At 68.7% G+C, this 13,692-nt stretch carries 12 protein-coding genes; 9 read left to right on the forward strand and 3 right to left on the reverse strand.

The genetic code is table 11. The features are described 5' to 3' along the window. The first annotated feature begins 1 nt into the window (after nucleotide 1). From ELQ94_RS16190 to lnt, 7 genes are read left to right on the forward strand one after another with little or no spacing between them, the layout of a single operon-like run. Nucleotides 2–940: an FKBP-type peptidyl-prolyl cis-trans isomerase gene (locus tag ELQ94_RS16190; RefSeq protein WP_166404878.1), complete on the forward strand. Its 939-nt coding sequence runs from the start codon at nucleotides 2–4 to the stop codon at nucleotides 938–940. A 38-nt stretch (nucleotides 941–978) separates the two neighbouring features. Beyond that, complete coding sequence (locus ELQ94_RS16195; protein ID WP_127051417.1) at nucleotides 979–1,995, forward strand: helix-turn-helix transcriptional regulator; 1,017 nt, start codon at nucleotides 979–981, stop codon at nucleotides 1,993–1,995. Between the two features lies 1 nt (nucleotide 1,996). Then, entirely contained in the window at nucleotides 1,997–3,010 is a 1,014-nt protein-coding gene (locus ELQ94_RS16200) for a helix-turn-helix transcriptional regulator (protein WP_243697079.1), read from the forward strand. 35 nt (nucleotides 3,011–3,045) lie between these two features. Next, nucleotides 3,046–3,294, forward strand: a complete 249-nt coding sequence (gene tatA, locus ELQ94_RS16205; protein ID WP_127051418.1) for a twin-arginine translocase TatA/TatE family subunit — start codon at nucleotides 3,046–3,048, stop codon at nucleotides 3,292–3,294. Nucleotides 3,295–3,342: 48 nt separating this feature from the next. Further along, complete coding sequence (gene tatC / locus ELQ94_RS16210; RefSeq protein WP_127051419.1) at nucleotides 3,343–4,089, forward strand: twin-arginine translocase subunit TatC; 747 nt, start codon at nucleotides 3,343–3,345, stop codon at nucleotides 4,087–4,089. Continuing rightward, nucleotides 4,086–6,503 carry a DEAD/DEAH box helicase gene (locus tag ELQ94_RS16215; RefSeq protein WP_127051420.1) on the forward strand — a complete coding sequence of 806 codons (2,418 nt, stop codon included), beginning with the start codon at nucleotides 4,086–4,088 and terminating at the stop codon, nucleotides 6,501–6,503. Before tatC ends, ELQ94_RS16215 begins: the two co-directional genes overlap by 4 nt. Nucleotides 6,504–6,546: 43 nt before the next feature. Continuing rightward, a complete protein-coding gene (gene lnt / locus ELQ94_RS16220) occupies nucleotides 6,547–8,124 on the forward strand; it encodes an apolipoprotein N-acyltransferase (RefSeq protein ID WP_341807745.1) in 1,578 nt (525 codons plus the stop codon). Between the two features lie 112 nt (nucleotides 8,125–8,236). On the opposite strand, the gene ELQ94_RS16225 is transcribed toward lnt, so the two are convergent. Both ELQ94_RS16225 and ELQ94_RS16230 read right to left on the reverse strand, forming a co-directional pair. Next, entirely contained in the window at nucleotides 8,237–8,602 is a 366-nt protein-coding gene (locus tag ELQ94_RS16225) for an RNA polymerase-binding protein RbpA (RefSeq protein WP_127051421.1), read from the reverse strand. Between the two features lie 100 nt (nucleotides 8,603–8,702). Continuing rightward, nucleotides 8,703–9,455, reverse strand: coding sequence for a glycerophosphodiester phosphodiesterase family protein (locus ELQ94_RS16230; protein WP_127051422.1), 753 nt, complete (start codon nucleotides 9,453–9,455; stop codon nucleotides 8,703–8,705). Between the two features lie 107 nt (nucleotides 9,456–9,562). On the opposite strand from ELQ94_RS16230, the gene ELQ94_RS16235 reads away from it, so the two are divergent. After that, nucleotides 9,563–10,327, forward strand: a complete 765-nt coding sequence (locus ELQ94_RS16235) for an SDR family oxidoreductase (RefSeq protein WP_127051423.1) — start codon at nucleotides 9,563–9,565, stop codon at nucleotides 10,325–10,327. Nucleotides 10,328–10,407: 80 nt separating this feature from the next. Here ELQ94_RS16235 and ELQ94_RS16240 read toward each other — a convergent pair whose 3' ends face one another. Then, complete coding sequence (locus tag ELQ94_RS16240) at nucleotides 10,408–11,481, reverse strand: alkene reductase (RefSeq protein ID WP_127051424.1); 1,074 nt, start codon at nucleotides 11,479–11,481, stop codon at nucleotides 10,408–10,410. A 119-nt stretch (nucleotides 11,482–11,600) separates the two neighbouring features. Between ELQ94_RS16240 and ELQ94_RS16245 the strand changes: the two genes are divergently transcribed. Beyond that, nucleotides 11,601–13,586 (forward strand): S9 family peptidase, encoded by a 1,986-nt coding sequence (locus ELQ94_RS16245; protein WP_127051425.1) that lies wholly within the window; start codon nucleotides 11,601–11,603, stop codon nucleotides 13,584–13,586. Nucleotides 13,587–13,692: the final 106 nt, after the last annotated feature.

Consider the following 13,692-nt stretch of genomic DNA (forward strand, 5'->3'; position numbering starts at 1 on the left):
CGTGCGTAAGGCACCCATCCTTCTCCTGTCCGCTGGACTCGTCGTCGTCTCCCTGACGGCGTGCTCGTCACCGGCCGACTCCTGCGAGCCCGAGGCCATGCCCGGCAACGCGTCGAACGTGATCACGGCCGACGGGGACTTCGGCACGGCTCCGACGGTCGACGTGCCGACGGACGTCTACACCCCGACGACGCAGAGCACGACGCTGATCGAGGGGGACGGCGACGTCGTGCTCCCCGGCGAGCTCATCGTCGTCGACTACACGCTGCTCAATGGTCGGACGGGCGAGGTCGTGACGCAGTCCGCGTACGACGAGGCCGCCCCCACCACGTTCTCGCCGGACAGCCTTCTCCCCGGAATGGCGAAGGGCATCGTCTGTGCGACGGGCGGCTCCCGAGTCGCCGTCGCGATCTCGGCCGAGGACGCCTTCGGTCCCTCCGGCGGCAACCCGCAGTTCGGCATCGAGGAGGACGACACGATCCTCGCCGTGATGGACGTGCACCGCAGCTACCTCGCGAAGGCCGACGGTTTCCCTGTTCCCGTCACTACCGCGGGACTCCCGTCCGTCGTCACCGCGGCCGACGGCACCCCGGGCCTCACGATCCCGAAGAGCGACCCGCCGACCGATCTGCGCAAGGCGACGCTCCTGCAGGGCAGCGGCGACACGGTGGAGGCGGGAGATCTCGTCACCGTCCACTACACCGGCGCCCTGTGGAACGAACAGACGATCTTCGACTCGTCGTGGGACAGCGGGACGCCCGTCCAGTTCTCCACCGATCAGGTCGTCCCGGGCTTCGCCGACGCCGTCGTGGGCGCTCAGGTGGGCTCGCAAGTGGTCGTCGTCGTGCCGCCGTCCGAAGGGTACAAGGACGTGGCGACCGGATCCATCCCGGCGAACTCCACCCTGGTCTTCGTGGTCGACATCCTCGGCATCGGCTGAGCGGTCGGTGGGCGGCGCAGCCGTCGTAGGATGTGAGCGTGCCTGAATCCTCGAGCCCGTCTGCACGGGTGCCTGTCGAGGAACGACTCTTCTCCCTGGTCCTCGCGCTCGTCGCGACCGAGAACGGCCTCACGAAGAACGAGATCCTCTCGACCGTGCAGGGCTACCGGCAGCGCTTCGTGTCCGGGGGCGACAACACGAGCCTCGAGCGGCAGTTCGAGCGCGACAAGGACGACATCCGCGACCTCGGGATCCCGATGGAGACCGTCGAGCCGCCGGGGGAGCAGGGGAACAACCACCTCCTGCGCTACCGGATCTCGAAGGGCGACTACGACCTTCCCTCGGACCTGACCTTTTCGGCGCAGGAGATCACGCTGCTCGGTCTCGCCTCGACCGTCTGGCGGCAGGGCTCGCTCTCCGCGGAGTCGCAGCGGGCGCTCGTCAAACTCCGCTCGCTCGGGATCCGGTCCGACGACCCGGTCATCGGATACGCCCCCCGGCTGCGCACCCGCGAGAGCTCGTTCGAGCCGCTGCGGGCCGCCCTCGAGCGTCACACGACCGTGACGTTCCCGTACCTCAAGCCGGGCGACTCCGCCCCGCGCCGGCGTACGGTTTCACCGCTCGCCCTCGTTCAGCATCGCGGTCGTTGGCACCTCTACGGCCGGGACGAGGACGCGGCGGCCCCCCGAACCTTCCTCCTCGCCCGCATCGTCGGTGCACCTCGGTCGACGTCGAAGTCCTTCGAGCCGCCGGAGGGTGGCGGTTCCGCCGAGCGCGCGCTCGCGGAGCTCGACGCCCTCTGGCGGTCACAACGCGCGACCGTGCGTGTCGTCGACGGTTCGGACGCCGCCACACGGCTCGCCCGCCGCCCCGGATCGAGCGTCGACCTCGGTGGCGTCATCACCCTGCAGTACACGGACGTCGACATCCTCGCGGACGAGCTCGCTTCGTTCGGCCCCGAGGTCGAGGCGCTCACCCCCGGCGACCTCCGGGCCGCCGTGATCAAGCGGCTGACGATCCTCGCCCACGCTCACGCCCCGGCCGAGGAGGACTGACATGGCCTCGTTCCAGCCGATGCACGCCCAGGACAAGCTGGCCTTCCTGCTCTCCCTCGTGCCCTACCTGATGGACCACGACCGGGTGAGCGTCGCGGATGCCGCGGCGCACTTCGGCGTGCCCCCCGAGCAGATCCGGCAGGCTGTGCGGCTCATCGCGGTCTCGGGCGTACCGGGGGAGACCACGCAGTACCAGCACGACGATCTGTTCGACATCGATTGGGACGCCTTCGAGCAGGACGACGAGATCGCGATCACCCATCTCGTGGCGATCGATGAATCGCCGCGCTTCTCCGCCCGCGAGGCAGCGGCTCTGATCGCAGGCCTGCAGTATCTGTCCGGGCTCCCCGAACAGGCCGATCGCGACGTCGTGGGTTCACTCATGGCCAAACTCTCGCGCGGAGCATCGGCGGCCCCGAGCGAGGTCGCCGTGGGATCCGGCGACCTGGACGAGGCTCTGGCGACGATCAGGAGATCGGTCGCGACCGCCCGTTCGCTCGCGTTCGACTACCTCAACGCGCGCGGCGAGCGGGAGCGGCGCACTGTCGACCCGCTCCGCGTGGAATCCCTCGACGCCGACTGGTACGTCCGAGCCTGGGACCACGGTCGGCAGGCCGTCCGGACCTTCCGGCTCGATCGGATGTCGGGTCTCGACGTGACGGACGAGCCCGCGAGTGCCGAGGGACGGGACGTCGTCCTGCCCGAGACCCTCTTCCAGGCGTCGCCCGACGATCTGAGCGTCGAGCTCGAGCTCTCGGAGGCGGCACTGCCTCTCGTGGACGACTGGATCGGTGGCAGCGAGCGGCGACGTGTCGACCCGGATCGTGTCCGTGTCACGGTTCGGCTGGCGCACTACGGCGCCCTCACGAGGCTCGTCGCGGGTCTCGCGGGTCTCGCCACGGTGGTCGGACCTCCCGATGCTCGGGCGACCGTGGAGAGATGGGCGGGCGACGCTCTCGCGAACTACGCGACCGGCGGCGGTTCTCCCAGCCCAGCCACCGGTCCGGCACGGTAGACTCGCCGTACACCGACCCCCTTGGAGGATCGCGCATGTTGGGCAACCTCACCGGATGGCATCTCGTCATCATCCTCGTCATCGTCCTGCTGCTGTTCGGCGCGACTCGACTCCCCGCCCTCACTCGGAGCATCGGACAGTCCGTCCGGATCTTCAAGAAGGAGGTCAGGGACGACGACTCGACGACGTCGTCGACCACCGGTTCCACCTCGGGAGTCCACACGGACGAGAGCCCCGTGACCCCCAGCGCGTCGGCTCGACGCGACGCCGACACGACGCCGTAACCGGCCGTGCCCGCGAAACAACGCCGGCAGAGAAATACCGAGGGGCGGATGTCGCTCGGGCAGCACCTGCTCGAGCTGCGGAAGCGGCTCTTCATCTCCGCGCTCGCGATCGTCGTCGGTATGATCGTCGGCTTCATCGTGGCCGAGCCCGTGATCCGAGCGATGTCGCGGCCCATCACGGAGCTCGCGGAGCGGATGAACGCGAGCCTCAACTTCGAGACGGTGACCTCCGGCTTCGACCTCTACATGAAGATCGCTCTGACGGTCGGCATCGTCGTCTCGGCACCGGTCTGGCTCTACCAGATCTGGGCGTTCCTCGTCCCAGGCCTCAAACGGCGTGAGATCGGCTACGCCCTCGGTTTCCTCGGCGCGGCCCTCCCGCTGTTCTTCGGGGGAGCGGCCGCCGGGTGGTTCGTCATGCCCCACATCGTCGAGCTCATGGCGGGATTCATCCCCGAGGGGTCGAGCGGCATCTACACCGCGAGCTACTTCTTCGACTTCGTGCTCAAACTCGTCCTCGCCGTCGGAATCGCCTTCGTGCTCCCCGTGTTCCTCGTCCTGCTCAACTTCGTCGGCGTGCTGTCGGCGTCCTCCATCATCAAGGCCTGGCGTTGGGCCATCCTCGCGATCATGGTGTTCTGCGCCCTCGCGACTCCGGCCGCCGACGTGATCTCGATGTTCCTCCTGGCGATCCCGATGATCATCCTCTACTTCGCCGCCTACGGCGTGACGGTCCTGCATGATCGTCGCGCGGCGCGACGCGTGTCGGCGCGCGAGGCGGAGTTCGCGGTGTGAGCGAGACGCTCTCCCCGGCCGAGCGGTACGCGGCCTCCCGACGAACGGCCCTCGTCCGTGCCTTCCGCGAGGGCCTGAGGTTCGACCTCGACCCCTTCCAAGAGGCCGCGTGCGAGCGCCTCGAGGCGGGGCGCAGCGTGCTCGTCGCCGCTCCCACGGGCGCCGGGAAGACGATCGTCGCCGAGTTCGCCGTGTTCCTCGCGATGCGCCAGGAACGCGCCAAGGTGTTCTACACGGCCCCGATGAAGGCGCTCAGCAACCAGAAGTACGCCGAGTTCGTCGACGCCTACGGGGCCGAGAACGTCGGGCTGCTCACCGGCGACACGAACATCAACTCGGGCGCTCGTGTGGTGGTGATGACCACCGAGGTTCTCCGCAACATGCTGTACGCGGACTCGCGACTTCTCGAGGACCTCGCGTTCGTCGTGATGGACGAGGTGCACTACCTCGCGGATCGCTTCCGGGGGGCGGTGTGGGAGGAGGTCATCATCCACCTCCCACAGAGCGTTCGGCTCGTCTCCCTCAGTGCGACGGTGTCGAACGCCGAGGAGTTCGGGGACTGGCTGCACACCGTGCGCGGCGACACCGACGTCATCGTCTCGGAGGAGCGTCCCGTGCCCCTCGACCAGCACGTGCTCATGGGCGGACGTCTCCTGGACCTCTTCGACGCCAAGACCTCTGGCGACGAGCCGAACGTCAACCCCGAGCTCGTCCGTCTCGCGCAGTTCGGCGGGCGGAGCCTTCCCACGAAGCAGTACGACGACGTCAGCCGGTATCACCGCCGGCGAGGGCCGCAGCGCCACGAACGGACCTCGCGGGCGAAGATCGTCGAGCTGCTCGGAGAGCACCACCTCCTGCCCGCGATCTTCTTCATCTTCAGCCGTGTCGGCTGCGACCAGGCTGTGCGTGAAGTCGTCCGCGCCGGCGTGCGGCTGACCGAGCAGCACGAACGTCACGAGATCCGCGCGGTGATCGACGAGCGCACGAGCAACTTCCAGGACGAGGACTTGGCTGTCCTCGGCTACTGGGAATGGCGCGACGGTCTCGAGCGGGGTGTCGCGGCCCACCATGCCGGCATGCTGCCCGCCTTCAAGGAGGTCGTGGAAGAGCTGTTCCAGCGCAAGCTCCTGAAGGCCGTCTTCGCGACCGAGACACTCGCCCTCGGGATCAACATGCCGGCGCGCACGGTCGTACTCGAGAAGCTCGAGAAGTTCAACGGAGAGGCGCGCGTCCCGATCACGTCGGGGGAGTACACGCAGTTGACGGGCCGGGCCGGGCGACGGGGCATCGACGTCGAGGGCCACGCTGTCATCCAGTGGGTCGAGGGCCTCCACCCGCAAGCCGTCGCCTCGCTCGCCTCCCGTCGCAGCTACCCCCTCAACTCGAGCTTCCGTCCCACTTACAACATGGCCGTGAACCTCATCGACCGGTTCGGGCGCCGCAGGACGCGCGAGATCCTGGAGTCCTCCTTCGCCCAGTTCCAGGCGGATCGCGCTGTGGTCGACCTCGCTCGGAAGGTGCGCGACCAGGAAGGGTCGCTCGAGGGCTACGCCGAGGCGATGCGCTGCCATCTCGGCGACTTCGCGGAGTACGCATCCATCCGGCGTGAGCTCGGAGACCTCGAGAAGCAGCGACCGGATGCCGGATCGGCGGCGAAACGCGAGCGACGATCGCGCCAGATCGCCTCGCTGAAGAAGCGGATGAAGGCCCACCCGTGCCACGGGTGCTCCGACCGGGAGAAGCACGCGCGCTGGGCCGAGCGTTGGTTCCGGCTCCGCCGGGAGACCGATACGCTTCGCCGACAGATCAACACGCGTACGGGAGCCGTCGCGAAGGTCTTCGATCGCGTCGTCGACGTCCTCGTGGAACTCGGCTACCTCGTCGAGGGCTCGGGTCCCGGCGGGATCTCCCTCGCCACCCAGGGCCAGTCGCTCAAGCGTATCTACGGTGAACGCGACCTGCTCGTGGCCGAATGCCTCCGCCGCGGTCTCTGGAACGACCTCGACGCTCCGAGCCTCGCCGCGTTGGCCTGCTGCCTCGTCTACGAGCCGCGGCGCGACGACACCGACGTCCCCGAGAACTATCTGCCCCGAGGTCGCTTCCGCACAGCCCTCACCGCCACGCAAGAGGTCTGGAGTGTCCTGGACGACGTCGAGCAGGCCCATCGGCTGCCAGGGAGTAACGTTCCGGCCAACGGCCTCGCACTCGCGATGTACAAGTGGGCGTCGGGCTCGCCTCTCGACGTGGTCCTCCGCGACGCCGACCTCGCCGCCGGCGACTTCGTACGCTGGTGCAAGCAGACGATCGATCTGCTCGACCAGCTCTCGACCGTCGCGGATCCGCCGGTGGGTGTGACGGCGCGACTCGCGCTCGATTCTGTGAGACGCGGGATCGTCGCGTACAGCTCGGTATGACGATCGGGACGATCGTCCAGGTTGCCGATCGTAGGCTTACGAGGTGACCCGAACCCACAACGCCGCGACGAGTCCTCCCGCGAACGCGATGACCTCGGCCACCGATGCGCCGATCGTGCCGCTCTGGGCCGCTCTCCTTCTGGCCGTGGGCGCCGGGCCGGTGCTCGATGCCGGATTCCCCGACCTCGGCGTGTGGCCCCTCGCGTTCGTCGGTATCGCGATCGTACTCGTGGCGGTGATCGGTCGCCGGGCCGGGACGTCCTTCCTCGTCGGATTCGTGGCCGGGTTGTCGTTCTACCTCGTGCACGTGTCGTGGACGGCGCTCTACCTCGGTCCCGTTCCGTGGGTAGCGCTCTCGACTCTCGAGTCGCTGTTCTTCGGTGCCGGAGCCCTGCTCATCACCCTCGCCTTCCGCTGGTTCCCGCGCATCTGGTCCGGCCCCGTCGCCCGGATCGGCGTCCTGCCGGTCCTCGTGGCGGCACTGTGGACAGCGCGCGAGATGGTCGCCGGGACGTGGCCATACGGCGGATTCGCGTGGGGGAGGGTGGCGCTCAGCCAGTCGGAGAGCCCGTTCGCCCCGCTGGTGGCCTGGGTCGGCATCTCGGGACTCAGCTTCATCATGGTGGCCATCGTGGCGGTTGCCGTGCAGGTCCTTCGCGAGCCGGCCCCGGGGCTCGGCCGTAGGATGGCCGTCCCCGCTGTGCTCGTCGTCGCCGCGCTCGCGATTCCGGCCTGGCCGACGTCCGTCTTCGGAACCTCCCGCATCGCAGCGGTCCAGGGGAACATCAAGGCCGGGTATTTCGACGCGGCGGATCGTGAGCCCGGCGATCTCATTCTCGGACAGCTCGACGCCAGCCTCCCGATCGTGGGGGAGGGCGTCGACATGATCGTCTGGCCGGAAGGTGCGAGCGAGTACGACCCGGCCACGGTGCCGGCCGCCGCGCAGGCCCTCACGACGTTGAGCGAACTCGCCGGCGGAGCGCCGATCATCCTGGGGACGAACCAGGAACGGGACGAACGGGTCTACAACACGTCCGTGCTGTGGGAGAACGGTCGCGTGGAGGACTGGTACGACAAGAAGCACCCGGTGCCGTTCGGTGAGTACGTCCCCGACAGGGAGTTCTGGGAGCCCTTCGCGCCGGACCTCATCGGGCTCATCGGGCGCGACTACACGCCGGGCACTCGGGACGGCGTCTTCGACGTGAACGGTGTCATCGCCGGGATCAACATCTGCTTCGACATCGTCGACGACGCGGTCATCCGCGACTCGGTGGACCGGGGAGCCCAGGTGCTCCTGGCGCAGACCAACAACGCCGATTTCGGTCGCACGGACGAGAACCAGCAGCAGCTCGCCATCACGCGGCTGCGCGCGATCGAGACGTCGCGGAGCGTCGTCAGCATCTCGACGGTCGGTCTCAGCGCCATCATCGGTCCGAGCGGTGAGACCATCTCGACCGTGCCAGCGTACGAGCCCGGCGCGCTCGTCGAGGATGTGCCGCTCTCGCGTGATCTGACGCCGGCGGTCGTCCTCGGCGGTCAACTCGAAGGGCTTATCGTCGGGTGGGGGCTCGGCACCCTCGTGATCGCCGGTCTCCTCGGAGCGCGTCGCCGTCGCGGCTGATCGCGCAGCCCGAAGAGGCGCTGGGCGAGGAGCTGCCTCATCGCCGCGGCAACGACGAAGCACCGGACGTTTCCGTCCGGTGCTTCGGTGTGTGTGCGAGAGAACGGCCCGGTCAGGCGCCGATCTTGTGTTGTCCGCGTCGGGCGCGGAGGAAGTCGAGACGCTCCTGGAGGAGCTCTTCGAGTTCGGCGCGCGTGCGACGCTCGAGGAGCATGTCCCAGTGCGTACGGGGCGCCTTGACGTCGCCGTGGTCGATGTCGACGGGCTTGCTGTCCACCATCAGGACGGCTTCCGCACCGCACGTCTTGCACTCCCAGGTGTCGGGGGCATCGGCGTCGGCGGCGAAGACGAGAACGGTGTCGTTCCCGCAGGTGGCGCACGAGTACTCGTGAGCGATCCGCTCCGAGAACACGACCCCTTCTTCGCTCTGCAGGCTCTGTGATCCGAGGCGCATTCCGCGCAGGCTGCGATCTGCCATTGTGTGGTCTCCTCTCGCATTGTGTGGTCCGTCAAGTTATAACGCGTCAAGCTGGGTTTTCTCTTCCAACGACCGTGATGCTCCCAGGTCGCGCCCAGTTTCAGATGGAGGTTCGGAGCGCTCGAGCGGCCAGATCGCTCCGGTCCGTCACGATACCGTCGACGCCGAGTGCGACGAGGCGCCACATGTCGTCGGGGTCGTCGACGGTCCAGACGTGCACCTCGACACCCGCCGCGTGGAATGTCCTGATCGTCCGGTGCGTGACGACGGCGATTCCGCGATGACGTTCCGGCACCTGCACGCACGGGACGCCCCGCAGAATACGACGAACGATCCCCGAGAGCCCGAGCCGTGCGGGGAGGAGAGCGAGGGCCACGAGGTCGCTCGACGCACTCGTGGCGACACCGGGGAGGGCTCGAACGGCGTTCGACCGCGTGCGCGCGTCGAAGGAGGTCACGAGGACGCGGTCTGTGGCCGCGGCCGTCCGGATGGCATGGGCGACGGCCTGTACCGCTCCGGGTGCTTTGACGTCGATGTTGAATCGCGTGCGGGGGAGTGCCTCGAGCGCGTCGAGCAGGCGGGGAGGGTGGTTCCCGCCTCCGAGGTCGATCGAGTCGAGTTCCGCCATCGACGTGCGCGCGATCTCGACTGAACGGCCACCGACACGGAAGACGGGGTCGTGCGCGAGGACCGCGACTCCATCGGACGTCACGTGGGCGTCCGTCTCGACGTAGTCGGCCCCGGTGTCGACGGCTGCCCGGAACGCCGACACGGTGTTCTCCGGCACGTGGGTCGCGAGCCCACGGTGGGCGAACACCCGGGGGAGCGGGGAGTCGAAGTATCGAGAGGTCATGCGTGTCTCCTGCCCTTGGTAGTCTCGGGGCTGGCCCCAGCTTGGCATGCGCTCCGTCGGAGTACCCGCTCGCTCGCGGGCCGCCGTCCCACTGGAGAGGAACTACCGTGTCACACCCCCTCGCGCCCGGATCCCTCGAGGGCAAGAACGTCCTCGTCACCGGCTCGTCCCGCGGCATCGGCGCCGACACCGTCCGCTACTTCGCGGCCGCCGGCGCCAACGTCGTCATCAACTTCCGCAACAAAGAGGCACGCGCGATCAAGCTCGCTGACCAGATCCGGTCAGAGGGAGGCACCGCCCTCACCGTCGGGGCCGACCTCACGGATGCGGACTCGGTCGCGGCCATGGCCGCCACGATCGCGGAGGCCTACGGCTCGCTCGACATCCTCGTGCTCAACGCCTCGGGCGGGATGGAGAGCGGGATGGCCGAGGACTACGCGATGGTGCTCAACCGCGACGCGCAGGTGCGGGTGGTCGACGCCATGCTGCCGCTGCTCGGTCGTGGATCACGCATCGTCTTCGTGACGAGCCACCAGGCCCACTTCATCCACTCGACGCCGACCATGCCGGAGTACGAGCCCGTGGCACGCTCGAAGCGTGCGGGCGAGGATGCGCTGCGCGGCCGTGTCGAGGAGTTCGAGGCCGCCGGAATCGAGTTCGTCGTGGTCTCCGGCGACATGATCGAGGGCACCATCACGGCGACCCTGCTCGAGCGGGCGAACCCGGGGGCGATCTCGGCGCGCAAGGAGGCGGCAGGCCGGCTCTTCAATGTGTCCGAGTTCGCCGCCGAGGTCGCTGCCGCGGCGGTGGAGCCCATCGGCGCCGATCACACCCGTTACGTCGGCGACGTCTCGGACTTCGGCGGCCACTGAAGCGAACGCGCTGGACGATACGAACGCGCGGCTCGGACGGAATCGCTCCGTCCGAGCCGCGCGTTCGTGCATGCTCTTTCCTAGGCGCTCAGGCGCGGGTAGTCGGTGTAGCCCGTCGCGTCGGGACCGTAGAACGTGGCGGGGTTCGGCTCGTTCTCGGGGTGGCCGCCCTTCCATCGCTCGACGAGGTCCGGGTTCGCGATCGCGAGACGACCGACGGCGACGGCGTCGGCCGCGCCGCTCTCCACGAGCTGTTCGGCCTCTTCCTTCGTGGTGACGCGGCCGAAGCCGCTGTTGGCGATGAATGCGCCGTCGAACCGGCCACGCAGATCCTGGACGAGCTCCCCGTTCGGCTCAGCGTGCAGCACGCTGAGGTAGGCGAGTCCGAGCGGCGAGATGCCATCGACGACGGCCTCGTAGGTCGCCCGCACATCGTCCGTGTCCGTCTCCGCGACGTCCTGGATGTTATGAGCGGGGGAGAGACGCAGCCCGACGCGACCGGCACCGATCTCCTCGGCGACCGCGCGCACGACCTCTACGACGAACGAGGCACGCGCCTCGGGCGAGCCGCCATAACCGTCCTCGCGCTGATTGGACGCGGGGGACAGGAACTCGTGGAGCAGGTAGCCGTTGGCGCCGTGCACCTCGACTCCGTCGAACCCGGCGTCGATCGCACGGCGAGCCGCCGCGACGAACTCGTCACGGACGACCGCGAGCTCCTCGGTCGTCAGGGCGTGCGGAACCGGGTAGGGCTTCTTGCCGGCGGGCGTGCGGACGTCCCCGCTGATCGCGATCGCGCTCGGCGCGACGATGCGCGACGTGCCGGTGATGTCGGTGTGGGACACACGGCCGCCGTTCATGAGCTGCATGACGATTCGTCCGCCCCCTTCGTGCACGGCCTCGGCGACACGGGCCCAGCCGGCGGCCTGCTCATCGGTCGCGATGCCCGGCTGACCGGGGTAGGCCTTGGACTCGGCGGACGGGAAGGTACCCTCGGTGACGATGAGTCCGAGACCGGCACGCTGTGCGTAGTGCTCGACGTTCAGATCGCTGGGCACACCGTTGCTGTGCGAGCGGGTCCGAGTGAGAGGCGCCATCACGACGCGGTTCCCGAGCTCGAGGTCTCCTGCTGTGAGGGGAGTGTAGAGATCCATGCTGTCCTTCCGTTGCGGCGCGCTTTCGCGCCATCCGGACGCAACGCCTCCGAACGGACCGTATTCCCGATCGCTCCTGACGGTTTGGTGTGGGCCGGGGATCGGCGTTGAATGGACAGGTGAAGGCAACCGATCTCCCCCTCCTGTCCACGCCCGGCCGACCGAGCATCCACCCGACCGAGGACGTCGCCGTCGTGTCCGTGACACGGCCCGACCTCGGTGCCGACGCATACGTCGGGCAACTGTGGAGTGTCCGTCTCGACGGCGGAACTCCTCGGCGGCTGACGCGGGGCTTCCGCGACACGGCCCCGCAGTACTCGCCGGACGGTTCGCTCATCGCGTTCTTGCGGGCGGCCCCGGGGGAGTCGCCGCAGCTGCACGTCGTCGCAGCGGTCGGGGGCGAGCCCGTGGCGGTCACGGACGAGCTGCTCGGTATCTCAGACATCGCCTGGTCGCCCGATTCGACCCGTCTTGCATACACGGCCCGTGTCGCCGAGCAGGGACGCTACGGATCCGTCCAGGAGATCGGACCGGCGGCCGAGGCGCCCCGACGCTTCACGACGCGTACCTACCGCGCGAACGGCGTCGGTTACACGACGGATCGGCGCGCCGCCCTCTTCCTCGTGGACGTGCCCGACGTGTCGGCCGAGCCCGCCGTGCAGCCCGTGCCGGAGCGCTCGGGGGAGAAGCCCGAGACCGTGGTGACGGTTCCCCTCGCGACGCGCCTCACGAACGTCGACGCCGACGTCTCGCACCCGGTCTTCACCCCCGACGGTTCGGCCGTCGCCTTCGTCGCCTCGCTGCACGAGACCGCGGACACGGACCGGGTCTCCGACGTCTTTCGAGTGGACATCGATGGGGCGGGGGAGCCGCGGAGGATCTCGAGCGGCGACGCGCGACGATCCATCGCGGTCGCGGCGTTCTCGCCGGACGGCATCCTGCATGTCCTCGCGCAAGAGGTGGGTGAGAGCGGTCGCGATTTCGTCGCCCGCAACACCTCGCTGTATCGCATGGCGACCCCGGACGATCCGGCGGACGTCCTCACGGATGTGGCCGACACCGACCTCGGAGAGGTGTCGGAGATCGCGTTCACGTCGGACGGATCGATCGTCGTCCTCAACCGCGTGCGCGGAGCCGTCCGGGCGGAGCGTCTCGAGGCCGACGGTTCACGGGTCCTGCTGACGTCGGACACCGATGTCGTCTCGAGCATCGCCGCATCGGGTGAGCGGATCGTCGGGGTCGTGGCGGGCGCGAGCGACGCCGGTGAGGTCGCCGTTCTCGGGGGTGAGTCGCCCGTCGTGCTCACGGACTTCTCCGCGGGCCTCCGGGATGCCGGCGTTCTCCCGGTGGAACGTCACTCCATCACGGGCCGCAGCGGTCAGATCATCGAGGGCTGGCTCGTGAAGCCTCGCGGAGCAGGTCCGTTCCCGACCCTCCTCATGATCCACGGGGGACCGTTCGCCGCCTACACCGGAGCCCTGTTCGACGAATCGCAGGTCTACGCGGACGCCGGGTACGCCGTGGTCTACTGCAATCCACGCGGCGCGGCCGGCTTCGGCGAGGCGTTCGGGCGATCCATCAAGAACGCCATGGGAACGGTCGACCACGAGGACGTCATCGACTTCTTCGACGGTGTGCTCGCGGCCGACGGATCCCTCGACGCCGATCGCGTCGGCATCCTCGGCGGGAGCTACGGCGGGTATCTCACCGCGTGGATCACCGGCCACGATCACCGGTTCGCCGGCGCCATCGTGGAGCGCGGTTTCCTCGATCCCGAGCTCTTCGTCGGCACGAGCGACATCGGCGACTTCTTCGGCGATGAATACGTCGGCACGTCGGCGGAGGACATCGCACGCCAGAGCCCGCAAGCGCACGTCGGGTCGGTGACGACCCCGACGCTCGTCCTGCACTCGGCCGACGACCTGCGGTGCCCGCTGTCGCAGGCCGAGCGGTACTACGCCGCGCTGAAGCGCAACGGGGTCGACGCCGAACTCGTCGTCTTCCCCGGAGAGAACCACGAACTCAGTCGGGCCGGCCGACCGCGTCACCGTCAGGATCGCTTCGACGTCATCCTCGACTGGTGGGCGCGCGTCCTCCCGGTGTGAGTCGCGCTCGATCGGGCCTGTCAGGCCCGATCGAGCCCCTCTTCGCATTACGCTGATAATGCACATTATGTCAGGTCGATCTGGTGTGGCTGTCCCCTCTCGACGA

The organism is Labedella endophytica, assembly GCF_003990045.1.
GTDB lineage: Bacteria > Actinomycetota > Actinomycetes > Actinomycetales > Microbacteriaceae > Labedella > Labedella endophytica.

Bases quoted from the DNA above. Each gene is read 5' to 3' on its own strand.
- ELQ94_RS16200 (WP_243697079.1), top strand. From the start codon at position 1,997: ATGGCCTCGTTCCAGCCGATGCACGCCCAGGACAAGCTGGCCTTCCTG.
- tatA (WP_127051418.1), top strand. From the start codon at position 3,046: ATGTTGGGCAACCTCACCGGATGGCATCTCGTCATCATCCTCGTCATC.
- tatC (WP_127051419.1), top strand. From the start codon at position 3,343: ATGTCGCTCGGGCAGCACCTGCTCGAGCTGCGGAAGCGGCTCTTCATC.
- ELQ94_RS16225 (WP_127051421.1), bottom strand. From the start codon at position 8,602: ATGGCAGATCGCAGCCTGCGCGGAATGCGCCTCGGATCACAGAGCCTG.
- ELQ94_RS16230 (WP_127051422.1), bottom strand. From the start codon at position 9,455: ATGACCTCTCGATACTTCGACTCCCCGCTCCCCCGGGTGTTCGCCCAC.
- ELQ94_RS16240 (WP_127051424.1), bottom strand. From the start codon at position 11,481: ATGGATCTCTACACTCCCCTCACAGCAGGAGACCTCGAGCTCGGGAAC.